11 protein-coding genes are annotated in these 16,568 nt (G+C 56.1%); 6 read left to right on the top strand and 5 right to left on the bottom strand.

The window, feature by feature from the left end:
* Positions 1-76 precede the first annotated feature (76 nt).
* Positions 77-2,107, top strand: coding sequence for a tetratricopeptide repeat protein (locus QGM61_RS00415; protein ID WP_281131478.1), 2,031 nt, complete (start codon positions 77-79; stop codon positions 2,105-2,107).
* Between the two features lie 20 nt (positions 2,108-2,127).
* A complete protein-coding gene (locus QGM61_RS00420; protein WP_237133357.1) occupies positions 2,128-3,321 on the top strand; it encodes a multidrug effflux MFS transporter in 1,194 nt (397 codons plus the stop codon).
* 825 nt (positions 3,322-4,146) lie between these two features.
* On the opposite strand, the gene QGM61_RS00425 is transcribed toward QGM61_RS00420, so the two are convergent.
* The 3 genes from QGM61_RS00425 to QGM61_RS00435 all read right to left on the bottom strand — a co-directional run bounded on the left by QGM61_RS00425 (position 4,147) and on the right by QGM61_RS00435 (position 7,225).
* On the bottom strand, positions 4,147-5,811 hold the full coding sequence (locus QGM61_RS00425; protein ID WP_237133356.1) for a Na/Pi cotransporter family protein: 1,665 nt from the start codon (positions 5,809-5,811) through the stop codon (positions 4,147-4,149).
* A gap of 83 nt (positions 5,812-5,894) precedes the next feature.
* Positions 5,895-6,800 (bottom strand): CopD family protein, encoded by a 906-nt coding sequence (locus QGM61_RS00430; RefSeq protein WP_237133355.1) that lies wholly within the window; start codon positions 6,798-6,800, stop codon positions 5,895-5,897.
* An 11-nt stretch (positions 6,801-6,811) separates the two neighbouring features.
* Positions 6,812-7,225 carry a copper resistance protein CopC gene (locus tag QGM61_RS00435; protein ID WP_237133354.1) on the bottom strand — a complete coding sequence of 138 codons (414 nt, stop codon included), beginning with the start codon at positions 7,223-7,225 and terminating at the stop codon, positions 6,812-6,814.
* Positions 7,226-7,415: 190 nt separating this feature from the next.
* Here QGM61_RS00435 and QGM61_RS00440 point away from each other — a divergent pair, with 190 nt between their 5' ends.
* A complete protein-coding gene (locus QGM61_RS00440; protein ID WP_237133353.1) occupies positions 7,416-8,066 on the top strand; it encodes a carbonic anhydrase in 651 nt (216 codons plus the stop codon).
* Here the strand turns inward: QGM61_RS00440 and QGM61_RS00445 are convergent.
* Both QGM61_RS00445 and QGM61_RS00450 read right to left on the bottom strand, forming a co-directional pair.
* Positions 8,048-11,158, bottom strand: coding sequence for an efflux RND transporter permease subunit (locus tag QGM61_RS00445; RefSeq protein WP_281131479.1), 3,111 nt, complete (start codon positions 11,156-11,158; stop codon positions 8,048-8,050). The genes QGM61_RS00440 and QGM61_RS00445 overlap by 19 nt on opposite strands.
* A gap of 16 nt (positions 11,159-11,174) precedes the next feature.
* Entirely contained in the window at positions 11,175-12,515 is a 1,341-nt protein-coding gene (locus tag QGM61_RS00450; protein ID WP_237133351.1) for an efflux RND transporter periplasmic adaptor subunit, read from the bottom strand.
* A 338-nt stretch (positions 12,516-12,853) separates the two neighbouring features.
* On the opposite strand from QGM61_RS00450, the gene speB reads away from it, so the two are divergent.
* The 3 genes from speB to QGM61_RS00465 are packed head-to-tail and all read left to right on the top strand — an operon-like array spanning position 12,854 to position 16,512.
* Positions 12,854-13,813, top strand: coding sequence for an agmatinase (gene speB / locus QGM61_RS00455; RefSeq protein WP_411268751.1), 960 nt, complete (start codon positions 12,854-12,856; stop codon positions 13,811-13,813).
* A gap of 17 nt (positions 13,814-13,830) precedes the next feature.
* On the top strand, positions 13,831-15,780 hold the full coding sequence (gene speA, locus QGM61_RS00460) for a biosynthetic arginine decarboxylase (RefSeq protein ID WP_281131481.1): 1,950 nt from the start codon (positions 13,831-13,833) through the stop codon (positions 15,778-15,780).
* Positions 15,781-16,512 (top strand): 2OG-Fe(II) oxygenase, encoded by a 732-nt coding sequence (locus tag QGM61_RS00465; RefSeq protein ID WP_281131482.1) that lies wholly within the window; start codon positions 15,781-15,783, stop codon positions 16,510-16,512. It begins immediately after the preceding gene.
* The last annotated feature ends 56 nt before the right edge of the window (positions 16,513-16,568 follow it).

Below are 16,568 nucleotides of genomic sequence, written 5' to 3' on the forward strand. Positions count from 1 at the left end.
ACACTTGACCCCAACAGGCTTTGGCAAAGCAGGCAGACAGCTTTTTTGCGCTGTTGCGGCAAGCGCAGTATTTGTCATGCCATCCTTTGTTTCGGCACAGGACAGTGAACAGGGTCAGGATCTGAGCAACTTCCCAATCCGTAGCGCCTCGCGTCTGTGTTTTGGCATGACCGATATCACCGAGCCTCAGGCTCTGGCCGTATGTGATGCGCTGGCACTCGACCAGAATGTTCGCGCCCGGGAACTGGCACAGCAATGGGTAGCCGAGGCGCCCGATTCTCCAGGCGCACAGTACGCACTTGCCGAAGTTCTGTTCCGGGTTGAAGGCAACCTGCCCAGAGCGCTTTATCACCTTAATATTGCCGAATCGCTGACAAATTACACATCACTGGGACGTGCGCTGGAGTCTGGCAACCTGGTCTGGCACTACCTGACGCTCAGCCAGCTCTCCTATGCTCATCAGCTGATCGGCAATCAGGAGGAGTCGCTGGTTTATCTGGACAAGATCAGCCAGATTTACGGGCAGGACACCGAGTCGTTTCGTGGCTGGCCACTGATCAAGATGAAACGCTACGACGAGGCTCGTGAAAGTGCCGAGAAAGTTCTCAGCACCAGCAACAGCCCCGGCGAGCGAAGTCGCGCCTGGAATACCCTGTGCGCTGTGGAACTGGCAGACCTGCGACCCAATGAATCGCTGGCCGCCTGTCAGAACGCCATGAACGAAGACACCGGGATTGCCGCAGCGCAGGGCTTTGAAGACCTGGATACTGTGCATCTGCTCAACTCTGCGGAAGTCTCTCTAAATCTGCTGCAGTTTGCTGAGGCAGAGGACTTTCTTGATCGTGCCTCACGTCGTATGGACCCGGACAGCGTTGGCAACCCCTGGGTCTACAAACTTTACCTGTACATGAACCAGTCCCGGTTTGACGAGGCGCGTCAGGCGCTGGATCGCATGCTGGTCTGGCGCGAAAACCAGACGCCGCTGGTTGGTGTGATGAATCGCGCTGATCATTTTATGGTCAGTGCCGCATTTCTGCTGCTGTCAGGCTATGCCGACGATGCTGCCCGGTTGACACAGGCGGCATTGAACCAGCCGGATCGCACCGGGTCTTACACAGCGGATGAGGCCCAGAAAGATTCCTATTCTGCTCTGGTTAACAGCATGGCTCACCAGATGCGCTATCAACAGATAAGGGAGCGCATGGCAACCCGACCCTGGTTCAGTAACGCGCGTCTGTGGATTGAAGCTCAGGCAGCCCGTTTCCAGGCCTGGCGCACAGGGCGGCTCGCCGCCTCACTGTTCGCCGATGAGCAGACGCTTGTCAGTCGACTGCGGCCTTACGCCCCACTGGATGTGCATATCCCGGAGTGGATGGAACATGAGTTAATTGACCTGATCGGTGCCGGCGTCATGGCAGAGCTGCTGGATGCCGCAGCCGCTGAGGGAGCCTTTACATTGAATGAAGGTTACTACTTCGCCTACCAGAGTGAGATTCATGCCCGTCAGGGTCGACGTCAGAGTCTGCTGACATCCGCCGAGCAGGCGCTGCGCTTACTGCCAGGGCAGGAAGTCATGTTGCGCGCCCGCGTCAGTGCCCGCCTGGCCAATGCGCTATGGCGCGACGACCGCCATGAAGAGGCCATCGGTCACTTTACCTACGCGTTGCGTCATGATCCCAGTCTGTTCCGGCGCCTGGATATTGCCCTGCCCGTCACGCTGACAACAGGCAACACGCCTTTCAGCTCAGACCTCAGTGACTATCTGCAGCGCTCACCCCGTTTCATGCTGCACAATCAGGGCTTAGCTGTGTCCATTCAGCAGGACGGTGACGCTGAGCCCACGCTCTGTCTGCGCGACCGGCAGGGCGATTCATTATCCTGTGTGCAGGCCGGAGACTGGCCTGAAGACAGACCAGCCCTTCAGGAAGACGATGAGGAGTTGGATGAGATCGCAGTGCTGATGCGCCAGTTCCAACACCAGACCTTCGCGCTGGGTTATAATATCAGCCGCTCTCAGCGTCTGGCCCTGCTTGGGACCAGCGTCATCATCAGTTCCCGGGATAACTCCAACCTGCAACAACAACGCGAAGCAGTGCTGGGGCCCTGACCTTACGGAAATAATCTTACATGTCTGACTCCCCGCGAGAATTCTCACGCGGCATGATCGTGCTTTTGGCGGCAGCATCAGCACTTGGCCCTGTTGCCATGCAGATCATGCTGCCTGCCATTCCGATCGTGCGCGAGACATTTGAAGTATCAACGGGCACCGCGCAGCTCACCCTTAGCCTGTCGATGCTATCCATCGCCATAGCAACACTGATCTATGGACCATTGTCGGATCGCTACGGGCGACGTCCAGTGATGCTGGCTGGCATATCAATCACCGTCATCGGCTCCATTCTCTGTATGGCTGCTGACAGCATCGGCTGGCTGATTTTTGGGCGCATTGTGCAGGCAGCCGGCGGCGCCGTGGGGCTGGTTCTGGCTCGCGCCATTGTGCGCGACACCTACCCCGCCGATCGCGCGGCAAGTGTCATTGCGACCCTCGTCATGGTGATGGTGGTCATGCCGATGCTGTCCCCCCTGGTGGGTGGTGAACTGATGATCCGGTTTGACTGGCACAGCATTTTTTACCTGGTTGCTGCCATCAGCCTAACGATGCTGTTTGCCATGCAGCGGGCCTTGCCGGAAACACTCAAAAAACAGACACCATTTACGGGTGTCGGCAGCATGCTGAAGGGTTTCGTGACTTTGCTGCGCTCGCGCATCTTCAGCGCCTACGCCATGAATGTCGCCTTCGTCTCTGTGATGTTCTTCAGTTTCATCGCCGCCGCACCAGAAGTCATGGTATCGGTGCTGAACCGGCCACCCAACGAATACGGCTACTACTTCGTGCTGATCCCTTCTGCCTTTATGGCCGGAAACTACGTGGCCCGCTGGCTCTCAACCAGATTTGGTGTCAAACGCATGATCACTAGCGGATCGTGGCTCAGTATCACAGGCATTTCAGTCGCACTGATCCTGCATCTAAGCGGTCTGCTGCACCCGCTCGCACTGTTCATGCCGATTGCGCTGACCACGTTCGGGAATGGGATATCGCTACCCAATGCGCAGGCGGCGGCGATCAATGAGTTCCCGGATATGGCTGGCAGTGCGTCGGGGCTGACGGGTTTTCTGCAGATGGGTTTCTCCGCGGTGGCGGCGCAGCTGGTTGCGCTGATGTTCAACGGCACGGTCTATCCGATGCTGCTGCTGATGCTCACCGCGGCAACCCTGTCGCTGGTCAGCTTCTACATCGCTCAACGGCACACCTCTCGCTGATCGCTTGCAGTCCGTAATTTGCGCACAATTTGAGAGCGGTCCGGGTAGCGGGTGGCAGATCATGCCCGGATCGCATCCTTGCACCGGACACCCGGCGGGGGGGAACTCGACTTCGCGACTGCGTCGCTCAGGACTCAGACAGTCCCGCCCGCTGATCGGGTGTCCGGCACAATGATAGACGCGCCAACCGCCATGGATGGCGGGAATGCAGGTTTTGCAGGAGCAAAAACCTGCCTGATTGGGCATGATTCTGCCACCCACTACCCTGCCCTTGTGCCAGTTTCGACACTGTCTATCATCAAAGGCTCAATCAGAATTCACGATTGGTAAGCGCGAGCCAAAAGGGATACACAATGTACTCTGTAGTTGGGATGGCAATTCGGCCACAGACCTCTTCGTTCGGGCTTCTGCGCCGTGTCCAGACAGAGTCGGCGCCTGTTGCAGCTTTGTTGCGATTGACGATGGCACAAGGGGAGGAAGGAGGGTGTCAGCAGCTCGCCCAATCAGGGCGCGCTTTATCCTTTTGCCTGGCGACCGATCAGCGGGTAGGACTGTTCGAGTCCCGAGCCCGCGTAGCGTGCGAGGTCGAGGCCCGCACCGCCGGGCGCCAGGTGAAAGGATGCGATCCGGGCGAGATGTGACACCCTTCTTCCGGACCGCTGCCTTTAAACAAACTGAGGCCAAAGTTGCCGCAAGATGCGGCACCTTGGTTCAATCGAGGCGTCGGGGACAGGGTGGCAAGGAGCGAGGAAAACCTGACGAGGACTGCCACCCTGGTTCCGGCGCCGGAAGCGATAAGGCACCAGATGCTCCGGAGTCGACGTGTCAGAGGCCGGCGTAGGCTTCGATGTAATTTACCGAGTGATTCTTGATGTGCTGCAGAGACATGAACATGTCACTGAACGTCTGCGCCGTAACAGCCGGATACTGACCTGCGCGCAGTCGATCCAGGTGTCGGTCACGCATCTGCTTGCCCAGTTTCTTGATCGGACGTGAGTCCTTGATCAGCGCTCGGACTGAGTCAACATCAGCGTCCTCGTGGCGGGCCTTGAGAATTGCCTTGAAGTAAGCCTCAACATCGTTGAAGAAAACCATGATGTCCTGCCAGGCCTCTTCGCCGATATCTTCATTGCGCTTGAACAATCGGCTCCGATAGATACTGAAGGCCTGCAGAGCATCAGCAATACTTTCGATTTCATCCGCCATCCGCATCAGACCATAGGAGCGTGCCGACTGCTCCTGGCTGAGATTACCGGTCATCACAATAGTGATGAACTTGATCATCTCTTCTTCGATGTTGTCGGTGATGTCTTCCAGATGATTGATGCGTTCAAACATCTTCTTGTCGTGACCATTGCCGAGCACGTACTCACGCGTTGTGGTGAACATCTCGCGCGTAATCTCGACCATGTTGTCCATTTCCAGGTCGGCCTGCTGCAATGCAACCTCGGGCGCCATGGTAGTGCGGTTGCCCAGATACTTGAGTTTGTGCTTTTCCTTCTCGGTTTTCTGCGGTACCAGCCAGATAACAGTTTTGGTCAGGAAACCGATGAAAGGTACCCAGATCAGCACGTTGATCACATTGAACATGGTATGAGCTACAGCAATGTGGAAACCGATGTAGGGACGCATGCCTTCTGCATCCAGCTCATCAGCCGCGCCACCAACAATCAGATCAACAAACTGCACGTACCAGGGGAACACGGCCACCAGTACTATCGCGCCCAGGATATTAAAGATGGCGTGGGCGCGCGCCGCCCGGATCGCTGACGTGTTGGCACCAATGGCGGCCAGTTGGGCCGTAATGGTGGTACCAATATTTTCGCCAATAATCAGAGCGACCGCCGTATTGAAATCGATAACTCCCGTCGTGGCCAGAGTAATGGTAATACCCAGCATGGCTGAGCTGCTCTGTACGATAACTGTCAGCAGGCACGCCAGGACCACGCAGGCCAGCAGACTGAACAGTGAATCCGCATCGAACAGGTAGAGATAGGAGATGAAAGCTTCGTCTGTGCGCAGCGGCACGAATGCGCCACTCATGAACTCCAGGCCAGTAAACACCAGGCCGAGTGCAACAGACGTCTTGCCCAGCGTCGCCAGCCACTGCCGCTGTGCCGCAAACATGGGATACATGCCCAGCGCTATCAGAAACAGGCCGTACTTGCCTACTTTGATTGAGATGATCCAGCCCGTGACGGTCGTACCAATGTTGGCGCCGAGGATGACACCAATGGCCTGCTTAAGCTCCATCAAGCCGGCGTTAACCAGACTGACAGTCATCACCGTCGAGATCGAGCTGGACTGAACGAAGACAGTGATACCCAGGCCGGCAAGCACCGCCATCACCCGATTACGGGTTAGCGACGCCAGGATGCGCTTGATGGCTTCCTGCCCGCTCGATTGCAGTGACTCCGACAGGTACTTCAACCCGAGGAAGAAGATTGCCAGTCCACCCAGCGCGGTATATGTAATATCGAAGTAGTTCATTTGGGGCGCAGTCTAGTAAAAGCCGCCGGATATTACAATTTGTTTTGTGACAATTTTTTTACAATAGCGCTAAAAACAACAGATTAGCGGACCGGACCCTCCACCGTTGTCATCAGTGCCGTTACCACAACAACAGCAACAGCCAGCACAATCTCCATCATAATAGTCAAACGCAGTCCCTTGACGGCTCCATGCCTGCTCTGTGGCTCAACCAGACGAGCAACCCAGAAGAACTTATTAGTGGCTCCCAGCGCCATCAGGAGTGCCACCAGCGTCAGCTTAAGCAACAGGAAACGTCCATGAGTTGTAGTCAACAAGGCGCTGAAACTCCCCAGCAGTTGCCAGGCCATCCAGACTCCACTGACGACCATCAGGCCCAGAAACAGCCAGCCAAACTGACCAAACTGGCGCAGCAACAATATCAACCTGCCAGGATAACGATCACCTTGAAATGCCTGCTGACACACCCACAAAAGCGGCAGCAATGAGCCGATCCAGACAGACACTGCCAGCAGGTGCAGCACCGCTGCAACACGCGTTGCCATGTCCAGTATGTTGACATGGCCAAGCACGGCGACTGACACCGCCAGAGCGGTGCAGCCAAGGAGACCAGTGATGAAAGCCGCTGCTATCCAGCCATGAAATCGTGAATGGGTGTCAGCAAGCCAGATGGTGGCCGCCGCTATCAGAACCAGCGCAAACCCTGTCAGGCGCCAGCGCAGCCCTTCACCTAGCGTAGTCTCCGCCAGGATGACGCCCAGTTGCATGTCGAACATGCCGGAAAAGCTTTGCTGATTGACCTGCCCGATCTGAACAAGAAAAAACAGACACACCGCCAGCAGACCCATAACAGTAGCAGGCAGCAGGTAGCGGACGGTGATCGCCTTAAGCGGATAAAGGAGGGAAATGAACAGGCCACCACCGGCGGCCAGCATGGCCATATAAACCAGAGACTTGGTCACCAGGCTGGCCAGCAGCCACGCTGTCATACTAGGTCAAATCAGTGGTGGTGGTGCTCTGCGCCATGCGAATGTTGTTGCATTTGTGCTCCGCTGGCATTTGGGTTCACAGTAAATCCAAAGCTGTCGCTGACGGTATGGCCATCCGGTCCGATAATTGTCCAATTGACCGTGTGTGCGCCTGACATCAAAGCAGGTAGTTCGAAGCTGAATTCAGCTGAGGCAGTCGTGACCGCTTCAAAGCCTATATCCATCTCGTGAGCGGCACCATGAACCAGAGTCAATCGCAACAGTCGGACAGGCTCATTGAATGTCAGCGTCAGTGCTTCCGGGCTGCTCACCTCACTGCCATTCCCCGGCATCGAGGCAATCAGAGTCCCGTGCGCGAATGCCTGTCCGATCAGGCCAGACAGTAACAACGCGACAGCCATGCTACGAATCATCATCAGTTTCATGATACATCCTCATCAATCATTAGGTCTGGCCTCTGATCTTACGGGCCGGTTTCTGAATTCTACCTGAACGTCCTGTGGATTACAGCGCTGGCGCTGTGGCATTTTGTCGCAGTCGAGTACTGAATCAAACGTCCCAGTCGGATACAATACTGCGATCTGCACACAGGGAATATAACAAGCGAGCACGATTATGACAGACAAACTACTGGACGGGTACAAGCGCTTCAAGGCCGGTTACTACGCTGAAAATAAAGACAAAATCAGGGAGGCAGCGCAAACGCAGACGCCCTCTTACGTTCTGATCACCTGCTGTGATGCCCGACTGGAGCCGTCACGTATTTTTGACACCGAACCAGGTGATCTGTTTGTGATCCGCAACGTCGCCAATCTGGTTCCGCCCTATGAAGAACAGGGCTCCTACCACGGAACCAGTGCGGCACTGCAGTTCGCCATCACTGTGCTGGAAGTACCGGAAATCATTGTCCTGGGCCACTCCCGTTGCGGCGGTATTCGCACGCTGGTCCAGCAGGGCGACAAGCTGGATCAATCATCATTCATCGGGCGCTGGATGTCGATCATCGGACCGGTCTCGAAACTGGCTGATCGTCAGAAACTGGAAGACCCCGCAACTTACGCAAGATGTGAGCAGGCGGCGGTGGGGTATTCACTGTGCAACCTGATGACATTTCCGTGGATCGCCAGCCGCGTCAAGGACGGCAAGCTGCGTCTGACTGGCTGGCACTATGACATTTACTCCGGTGCACTGAAAAAAGTGCATGACCAGGACACTATCAGCACCATCATTGAGGCTTCCGAGGATATTCAGCCAGCGCTGCTGTAGCCCTGCCTGGAAGATGCGTCACCACGTGGCAGACGCCTGGCCAAACGCTCTTTGGCCGAGTGCACTGCCACGTAAACAACCGGAATCAAGACCAGCGTAATCAAGGTCGAAGCCAGCAGGCCGCCGACCACAACCCGCGCCAGTGAGGCCTGCATTTCTGCTCCCGCCCCGACACCAAGCGCCAGCGGCATCAGCCCCAGCACCGTTGTCGCGGTTGTCATCAGGATGGGACGCAGACGCAGATGGCCAGCCTTGACGACAGCGGGCACCAGGTCCATCTTTTCTTCACGTCTCATGATATTAATGTAGTCCACCAGCAGAATGGCGTTGTTGACCACAATACCGATGAGCATAACCATGCCCATGAAACTTTGCATGTTCAGGGTCGTGCCGGTGAGAATCAGGGTGGGTACTACGCCGACGATCGCAAGCGGCACAGAGGCCATCACAATCAGAGGGTCGATAAACCTCTCGAACTGGGCCGCCATTACCATGTAGATGAGGATCAGCGCCATGGCGATGGCCATCATGAAGTCTGCCTGAGCCTTCATCTGCTCCTCGTATTCGCCACCGTATACAATCGAGAAACCCTCGGGAAGCGCCATCTGGGCCAAGTCAGCACGAATCAGCGCGACGGCGTCTCCCAGTGCCACACCATTTTCCAGGTTGGCATTTATGTAGGTAACGCGCTGGCCATCGATGCGCCTGACATCCGTTGGGCCCCGACCATAGCTGGTAGTCACCAGCGATGACACTGGCACGACTGTGCCATCCGCCGCCCGGACCGAGATATTATCGATGTCCTGCACGTTCAGACGGTCTTCAGGCCGCAAGCGGACATTGATATCTATCTCATCGCCCCGATCGCGGAACACGCCGGCTCGAGAGCCACCTATGCTGGCCTGGATGGCACGACTGATATCAGCAGCGCCAATACCGAGAGACGCCATTCGCTCCCTGTCAAAAATCACACTTTGCTCGGGCCGACCTTCTAGCCGGCTGAGATTGACGTCAGCAATACCCGGCAGTACTTCAACACGACGTTGAATCCCCTGTGCTATCTGCTCTGCCTGGTCCAGATCATACCCGCGCAATTGTATCTGTATGGCGTCATCGCCACCCGAACCAAAAATTCTACGCATGATCCACATGCCAGACTGGGCGCGCACCCACACGCGCATGCCCGGGATGGCCGATTCGATTCGCGCACGGATATAGTCGGCCAGATCTCCTGAGTCCATCGTTCGCTGACCCAGGTCAACGAGCGTCAATTCCAGCTCGGCATTACTGTTGCGCACGTCTCGCGTGTAGTTAACGACATTTTCCCAGGGCACGATATTGCGGATGATGGTGTCCATTTCCATCATATAGGAGTGCAATATCGCGATATTGGTGCCCTCGTCCATGCGCATACCGATACTGATGGTATCTGCCTCCGTCTGCGGGGTCAGTTCATAGGATATGAAGCGCAGGCTGAAAACTGAACCGACCACAAGTACCGCTGCCAGACCCACAACAATCAGTTTGTGACGCAGCGCCCAGGAAATGACACTTTCGTAACGGTTCTCCAATGACTGCAGGACGCGCTCATTGCTGCTGAGCTCGGTTCGTTCACTGTCGGGTTTGATGGTCAGAAAGCGGCTGGCCAGCATCGGGACCAGCGTCAGCGCGACCAGCAACGAACAGACCAGAGCAAAGACAACCACCAGCGCCATTTCCTGGAACATGGTGCCGGTCAGTGTCTGCATGAATACCACGGGCAGGAAGATCACAGATGTCGTGACAGTAGAGGCAATCACTGCACCGGTAACCTGGCGCGTACCGCGCTGTGCCGCGCGTTTGAGCCGGGCGCCGCCTTGTCGATGTCGAACAATATTCTCAATGACAACAATCGCGTTATCGACGATGAGACCGACACCCAGCGCCAGTCCCCCGAAACTCATCTGATTCAGTGTCAATCCGCCAAAGTACAGCAGCGCGAATGTGGCGATGATGGCGATAGGAATGGAGACAGAAATGATGCCGGTAATTGAACCGTTGCGGAAAAACGCCATCAGTACAATAACCGCCAGAATGCCACCCCAGACTGCGGAGTTGCGAACACTGTCGATTGACTCCTGGATAAATTCACTCTGATCGGTCACCACAATCATGCTCAGATCATTGCGTTCCAGATTGACGCGTTCTACCTCCCGGCGAATATCCTCAGCAATAGCTACCGTGTTGGCACCGCTTTGTTTGCGTATGCCCATACGTATCATCGGAATGTCGTCGATCTCGATGTAGCGGCCAATGTCGGCACGTGCGTACTGAACATCGGCTACGTCCTCGACACGCACCGGGACGCCTTCCACATTACGGATTACCACATCACGGATCTGCTCGACGTCGGTGAACTCGCCAATGGATCGGACGTACAGATCGGACAAACCGCGCTGCACGTTACCGCCCGGGGCATTGTTGCCTTCGGCGGCAATCGCAGAGGAAATGTCGTTCATGGTCAGACCACTGGCAAGCAGCCTGTCACGCCGTACTTCCACCCGGATCTCACGATCGATACCACCCCAGACATCTACGGCACCTACGCCACCAATCTGCTCAAAGCGGCGACTGAGATCACGCTCCATGATGGTGGTCAGGTCCATCAGATCCATGTCTGATTGCACACCCAGAATCATGATGGGCGAATCGTCAGGGTTGAAGCGATTGATGCGGGGTGGATCGGCGTCTTCAGGCAGACTGCGCCGCGCCCGGTCCAGTGCTTCGCGGACGTCATTGGTGATCACATTGATGTCGGTCCCCTGCGCGAAGCGCAGAGTCACAGAGCCCTGGCCCTCACGGGACGTTGAGGTCATCTGTTCGATGTCTGGCACAACCGCCAGCGCATTTTCCAGTGGTTCGGTGACCAGCAACTCGATGTCTTCGGGCCCGACATTCGGATAACCAACCTGAACTGATAATTCTGGCAGTTCGATGGGTGGTAACAGGTCAACGGGAAGGTATCGAAATCCCAGGGTACCCAGGGTGATAATGATCAGGAATACCATCGTGGTGGCGATGGGACGTTTGATGGAATTAGCCGTAAGTGCCATGGATGTTTACCCTTGCTCAGCTTTCGGCAGCGTTGTTACGATCGTCCCGAGCCGCATCGATGATGTCGAAAATATCCCGGCTCTGCATGCGCTGTAACGACATCATATGGTTCCATTCCATGACCCGGGCGCGCGCCTCGGGCACATTACCCGTCAGCATGTTCTGACCAACCGTTACAACCCAGTCACCTTCCTGCACGCCACGTACGCCGGACGCCATGCGACCACTGGCGATCACGGTGACAGGCACGAATCGCACCGCAGCCGGAGGAGAAACCGCAGGGGCGCCGTCGACTTCAACCACAGGCCGAAACTCTTCACCAGGCGGCGACATGACATAGACGCCCTCCTCGCCGGTTCGCGGATTTCTATACAGCGCACTGTTCGGGATCAGCACAGCTTCGGCAGATTCGCCGTAGAGTACATCCACGTTAAGGAACATGCCCGGTCTCATCAGACCATCCGGGTTGGCCATGTCGATATAGGCCTGAGTGCGCAGCGTGCTGGTATCAAGGAAAGGAGAGATTCTGGAGATTTCTGATTCGAGGACGACATCAGGCCAGTTTTCGGAATAAAGATTGACTGTCATCCCTTCACGAATGAAATTAAGCTGCCGCTCAGTGATCAGAACCTCAATTCGGACCTCATCCATATCACCGATCAGAAACAGGCGTGAACCGGTATTCACGATCTGGCCTCGCTCGGCATTACGCTGGCCTACGGTGCCGCTGATCGGCGCTCTGACCGTGGTATTCAGAAGCTGCAGCCGGCGCTCTTCAAGAATGGATTGTGCCTGGCTTTCCTGGGCTTCTCTCAGGTCGACGTTGGCCCTGGCCACTTCTACTTCAACCTGGATGCTCTCCAACGCTGAAGCAGTCTCCAGCTGCCGTGTGGTTAATTCCTGCACGCGACGCATCTGGCTTTCCAGCACCTGCAGATTGGCTTCTGCCTGACGGGTTTGCGCTCGCGCGATGTCCAGGCCTGCCTGCGCCTGCTGATAACGTTCGACATACTCGTCGTCACGCAGCTGCACCAGTGGGTCGCCTTCGTTCACGAAGTCGCCATTGTCGATGTAGATTTCGGTGATCGGGCCCGCAACTTCGGGATAGATCTCGGTCTGACTGCGGGCACTGACCCTGCCCGTCAACCGCTCTTCCAGCGGCAGTGCACCGCGACGCGCTACAACAACTTCAACCGCCGGGATGACCTGCGCGCCACCCGGACCGAATCCGCCTGGACGTCCGGGCCGGTTATCTGCCGCCTGTTCCTGCTCCGAGCCACAGGCTACAAGCAGACTCAAGCCGGATACCAGCAGGCATGTTCGGGTCAGTCTGTGGATCGTGCTTAGATGCGTCATGATAGTCCTGAATACGCGACGATGATCGGTTATGGATCAATCTTAAAGAATTAACAGGAGTATCCCATGCCGTCTGTCGCGATAAAGGGAGAATTCGTGGAAAAAGTGTTACAACTCTTGACACTTAAGGACATTAAGTCCGTTTTTTGTCCTATTTTCCGCCTAGATCGATTACATATCTCTTTTTGAACTAAAACGCGCAAAATACCCATCTTTCAGGTGAGCAGGTCACTCACTGCGCCTATCGCCCACTTGGATTTGGCAGGTAGGTAGTTTACCTTTAACACGCATTCGAAAGACGTTCGATGACAGACATCAAACGATTCCTGAGGACAAACATCAGTATGGGTAATAGTTGGGACAACGCAATCACGGGTCAGCCGGGCACCGGAGCCGTCAATTCGCACAGCTTTGGTGGCGCCGTCAGTTTCTTCCGTACGCCATTTGGCCGGGATCTGACCGGCATTGATGTGGCCGTCATGGGCGTGCCCTTTGATGTGGCAACCACGAATCGTTCCGGCGCCAGGCTTGGCCCGCGAGCCATCCGTAACGCCTCTCTGTCGCTGGCATGGGAACGCCCCTGGCCATGGAAAACCGATCCCCTGGCAGCACTGCGCGTTGTCGATTATGGTGATTGCGAAAATCGTCAGGGCGGCGGTCTGGCCAGCATCAAGCATATGCAGTCGTGCATCAGTGAGATCCTGGATCAGGGGACGGCCACGCTGCTGCTTGGTGGTGATCATTTCATCTCCTATCCAAGTCTTGTTGCGCACCACAAGAAACACGGTCCGATCGCGCTGATCCACTTCGACGCACACACCGATACCTGGCCCTCATCTGGCGAGGGTGTCAATCATGGCACCATGTTTTACAAGGCTGCCAAAGAAGGCATCGTGCTGCCGGAACATTCCATTCAGATTGGCATCCGGACTACCAACGACGACACGCTGGGCTACGACATCGTTTACGCGCCTCAGGTTCAGGACATGACAGCCGCTGCAATCGCGCAGCGCATCAAGGACCGCGTGGGCAATCACCCAGCGTACATTACCTTCGATATCGACTGCCTTGACCCGGCTTTTGCTCCCGGCACCGGCACCCCCGTCCCCGGTGGACTGTCGTCGCTGCAGGCACTTAGCATCATTCGTCAGCTGCAGGGCATCAACCTGGTGGGGATGGATGTTGTTGAAGTTGCCCCAGCCTACGATCATGCGGAGATGACTGCGCTGGCAGGTGCGCAGATCGCCATCGAACTGCTGGCACTTTACGCTGACTGCAAAGCCGCAGATAACAAATAACGACAAGGACTCAATTCATGACAGAAACCTCTTCATCGCCGTGGACTCTGGACGATGCCCGCGAGCTGTACTCAGTCGATGTCTGGGGCGACGGCTTTTTCAGCATCAATGATCAGGGCAATGTCAGTGTGCGCCCAATCGAGGATAACCCTGAGCTGCGCATTGATATCAATGATGTGGTGGCCGAGGCACTGGAGAGCGGCTCGACGTTGCCTCTGCTGGTGCGTTTTCAGGACATCATCAGCTCCCGCGTCAGGCGCCTGAACCGCAAATTTCGCGAAGCAATCGAGGCAGCCGGGTACGACGGCAGCTATCGCAGCATCTTTCCGATCAAGGTAAACCAGCTGCAGGAGGTTGTCGCCGAGGTCATGGAGGCCGGGCGCGAGTTCAATAATGGTATCGAATGCGGCTCCAAGGCCGAATTGATGGCCGCGCTGCCGCTGATCGGCTCGGAAACGCTGCTGCTGTGCAACGGCGTGAAGGACCATGTGATGCTGACCCTGATGCTTAACGCTCAACAGCTCGGGCAGCAGGTGGTTCCCATCATTGAGAAGTATTCTGAATTTGAACAGTTGATGATTCTGGCCGACCAGCGACAGATGTCGCCAAGGCTGGGTGTGCGGGTCAAACTGAACACCCGGGGTGCGGGACGCTGGTATGAGTCCGGTGGCGCACGATCGAAATTCGGCCTGACGGTGCCTGAGCTGCTGCGCCTGGTCAAAACGCTTGAAAAGCGCAACCAGGGCCAGTGTCTGGAACTTCTGCATTTTCACCTCGGCAGCCAGATATCAGATATCCAGGTACTGCGCAGCGCCGTCAAGGAAATTACCCAGATCTATGCTGATCTGGTACTGCGCGGCGTCAAAGTCCAGTTCCTGGATGTTGGTGGTGGCCTGGGCGTCAACTACGGTGGCGACTATGATAATCCAGAGTCTTCGATCAACTATGGGCTCAGGGAATATGCCAATGTCATTGTCTACGCCGTCAAAGAGATCTGTGACGAGCGTGGGGTCCCGGTTCCGACCCTGCTTTCAGAGAGCGGCCGGGCGCTGACAGCACATCATTCAATGCTGATCATTCCGGTGCTGGGCGTCCACCGCCCGGACAGTCCGCCAATGAACGATGAGCCGCCTGCAGATTCCCCGGCCGTTGTCACCCGCATGGAGACTGCGTTTCAGGAGGCCAGCGAGACAGATGTCACCGGCATTCTGCTGGAGTGCTATCACGATGCTCGCGAGATTCGCGAGGAGGCCGATCAGTTGATGCGCCTTGGCTACCTGACACTGGACCAGCTGGCACACACTGACAGCCTTTACTGGAGCACCTGCCGCGAGGTGTTGCACAAGCTGGCAGAAGCTGAGCTTGCCACACCGCCGACTGAGCAACTTGAACTGGAAGAACAGCTGACCGACCTGTACCTGTGTGACTTTTCAGTCTTTCATTCCATTATCGACCACTGGGCGATACAGCAGGTGTTTCCGGTGATGCCGCTGCACCGACTCAACGAGCGGCCGGAGCGGCGCGCCCAGGTTGTCGACCTGACCTGCGACTCGGACGGTAAAATCGACCAGTACGTCTGTGGCAACACCAACACCAGCTGGCTGCCTTTGCACACGCACAGGCATGGCGAAGCATACCACCTTGGCATCTTCCTGGTCGGCGCCTACCAGGAAATTCTGGGAGATGCCCACAACCTGCTGGGTCGGGTCGATGAAGTGCATGTTTACGCCCGCGATGACGAATCAGGCAATTTCTGGATAGAGGAAACACTGAAGGGTATCAGTATCAAGGACATGCTCAGCCAGGTGCAGTATTTCCCAAATGACCTTGACCGTCGCATGACCGAGCTTATCCGCAAACAGATCAACGCTGGCATCATCAAAGCAGCCGAAGGCTCACGCATCCTTAATAATTACACGCGGCGCCTTGACGAAAGCACCTACTGTACAACAGAGGTCGTTCGTTAAGTGAGCATCGACATCAATACTGCGTTCAGCCCCGAGCTCGTCCATCAGCAATACGTTTTGGACAGACGTGTCCGTGTCGCGAATTTCCTGAAAGCGGATGATGCAAGCCAGCTGTTGCAGACACTGGCTCGGGAAACACCGTTCAGCAGCGCCTTCAATATTGATGGCGACAACGGTGTATTGAGCGATACCGAGATGCGTCAGCTTTCCAATGACCAGATACAAAGTCTGCAGCAGAAAATCCACGAAAATGCCAGCCGGGGTTCAGGTTTTCTGTACGGCCGCCACGATATTACTGGCCGGAGCGCAGTGGACACCCCTGCTGCGCTCACGCAATTTGCAGAACTCATCAATGCCGAGCCTTTTCTGGAACAGATCAGACAGATCAGTGGTCATGCTGACATACTGGCAGCCTCAGCTCAGGCAACACGTTATCTGCCAGGCAATTTCCTGACGCGACACAATGACTTTCACCCCAGCGAAGGCAGACGGGTCGCCTATGTCATGAATTTTTCACCTCAGTGGCACCCCGACTGGGGTGGCATGCTGCAGTTTTTTCAGGATGACGGCACGCCTCGTGACGCCTGGGCGCCGCAGTTTAACTCGCTGGTCCTGTTCGATGTTGCCCATGTGCACTCAGTCACATTTGTCGCGCCCTTCGCCAAAACACCTCGTTTCGCTGTGACTGGCTGGTTCCGCACCAAACCTCTGGAGAATCAGACCGGGTACTAATATTTACCTCAATGGCACTATTCTAGGGCGCAATTATTCGTTATAACCGGAGTCTG

This window comes from Pseudohongiella sp. SYSU M77423, from assembly GCF_029911965.1.
Lineage (GTDB): Bacteria > Pseudomonadota > Gammaproteobacteria > Pseudomonadales > Pseudohongiellaceae > Pseudohongiella.

Coding starts and splice junctions, on each gene's coding strand:
- QGM61_RS00420 (WP_237133357.1), top strand. CDS start 2,128: ATGTCTGACTCCCCGCGAGAATTCTCACGCGGCATGATCGTGCTTTTG.
- QGM61_RS00435 (WP_237133354.1), bottom strand. CDS start 7,225: ATGAAACTGATGATGATTCGTAGCATGGCTGTCGCGTTGTTACTGTCT.
- QGM61_RS00425 (WP_237133356.1), bottom strand. CDS start 5,811: ATGAACTACTTCGATATTACATATACCGCGCTGGGTGGACTGGCAATC.
- QGM61_RS00415 (WP_281131478.1), top strand. CDS start 77: ATGCCATCCTTTGTTTCGGCACAGGACAGTGAACAGGGTCAGGATCTG.
- speA (WP_281131481.1), top strand. CDS start 13,831: ATGACAGAAACCTCTTCATCGCCGTGGACTCTGGACGATGCCCGCGAG.
- QGM61_RS00430 (WP_237133355.1), bottom strand. CDS start 6,800: ATGACAGCGTGGCTGCTGGCCAGCCTGGTGACCAAGTCTCTGGTTTAT.
- QGM61_RS00445 (WP_281131479.1), bottom strand. CDS start 11,158: ATGGCACTTACGGCTAATTCCATCAAACGTCCCATCGCCACCACGATG.
- QGM61_RS00450 (WP_237133351.1), bottom strand. CDS start 12,515: ATGACGCATCTAAGCACGATCCACAGACTGACCCGAACATGCCTGCTG.
- QGM61_RS00440 (WP_237133353.1), top strand. CDS start 7,416: ATGACAGACAAACTACTGGACGGGTACAAGCGCTTCAAGGCCGGTTAC.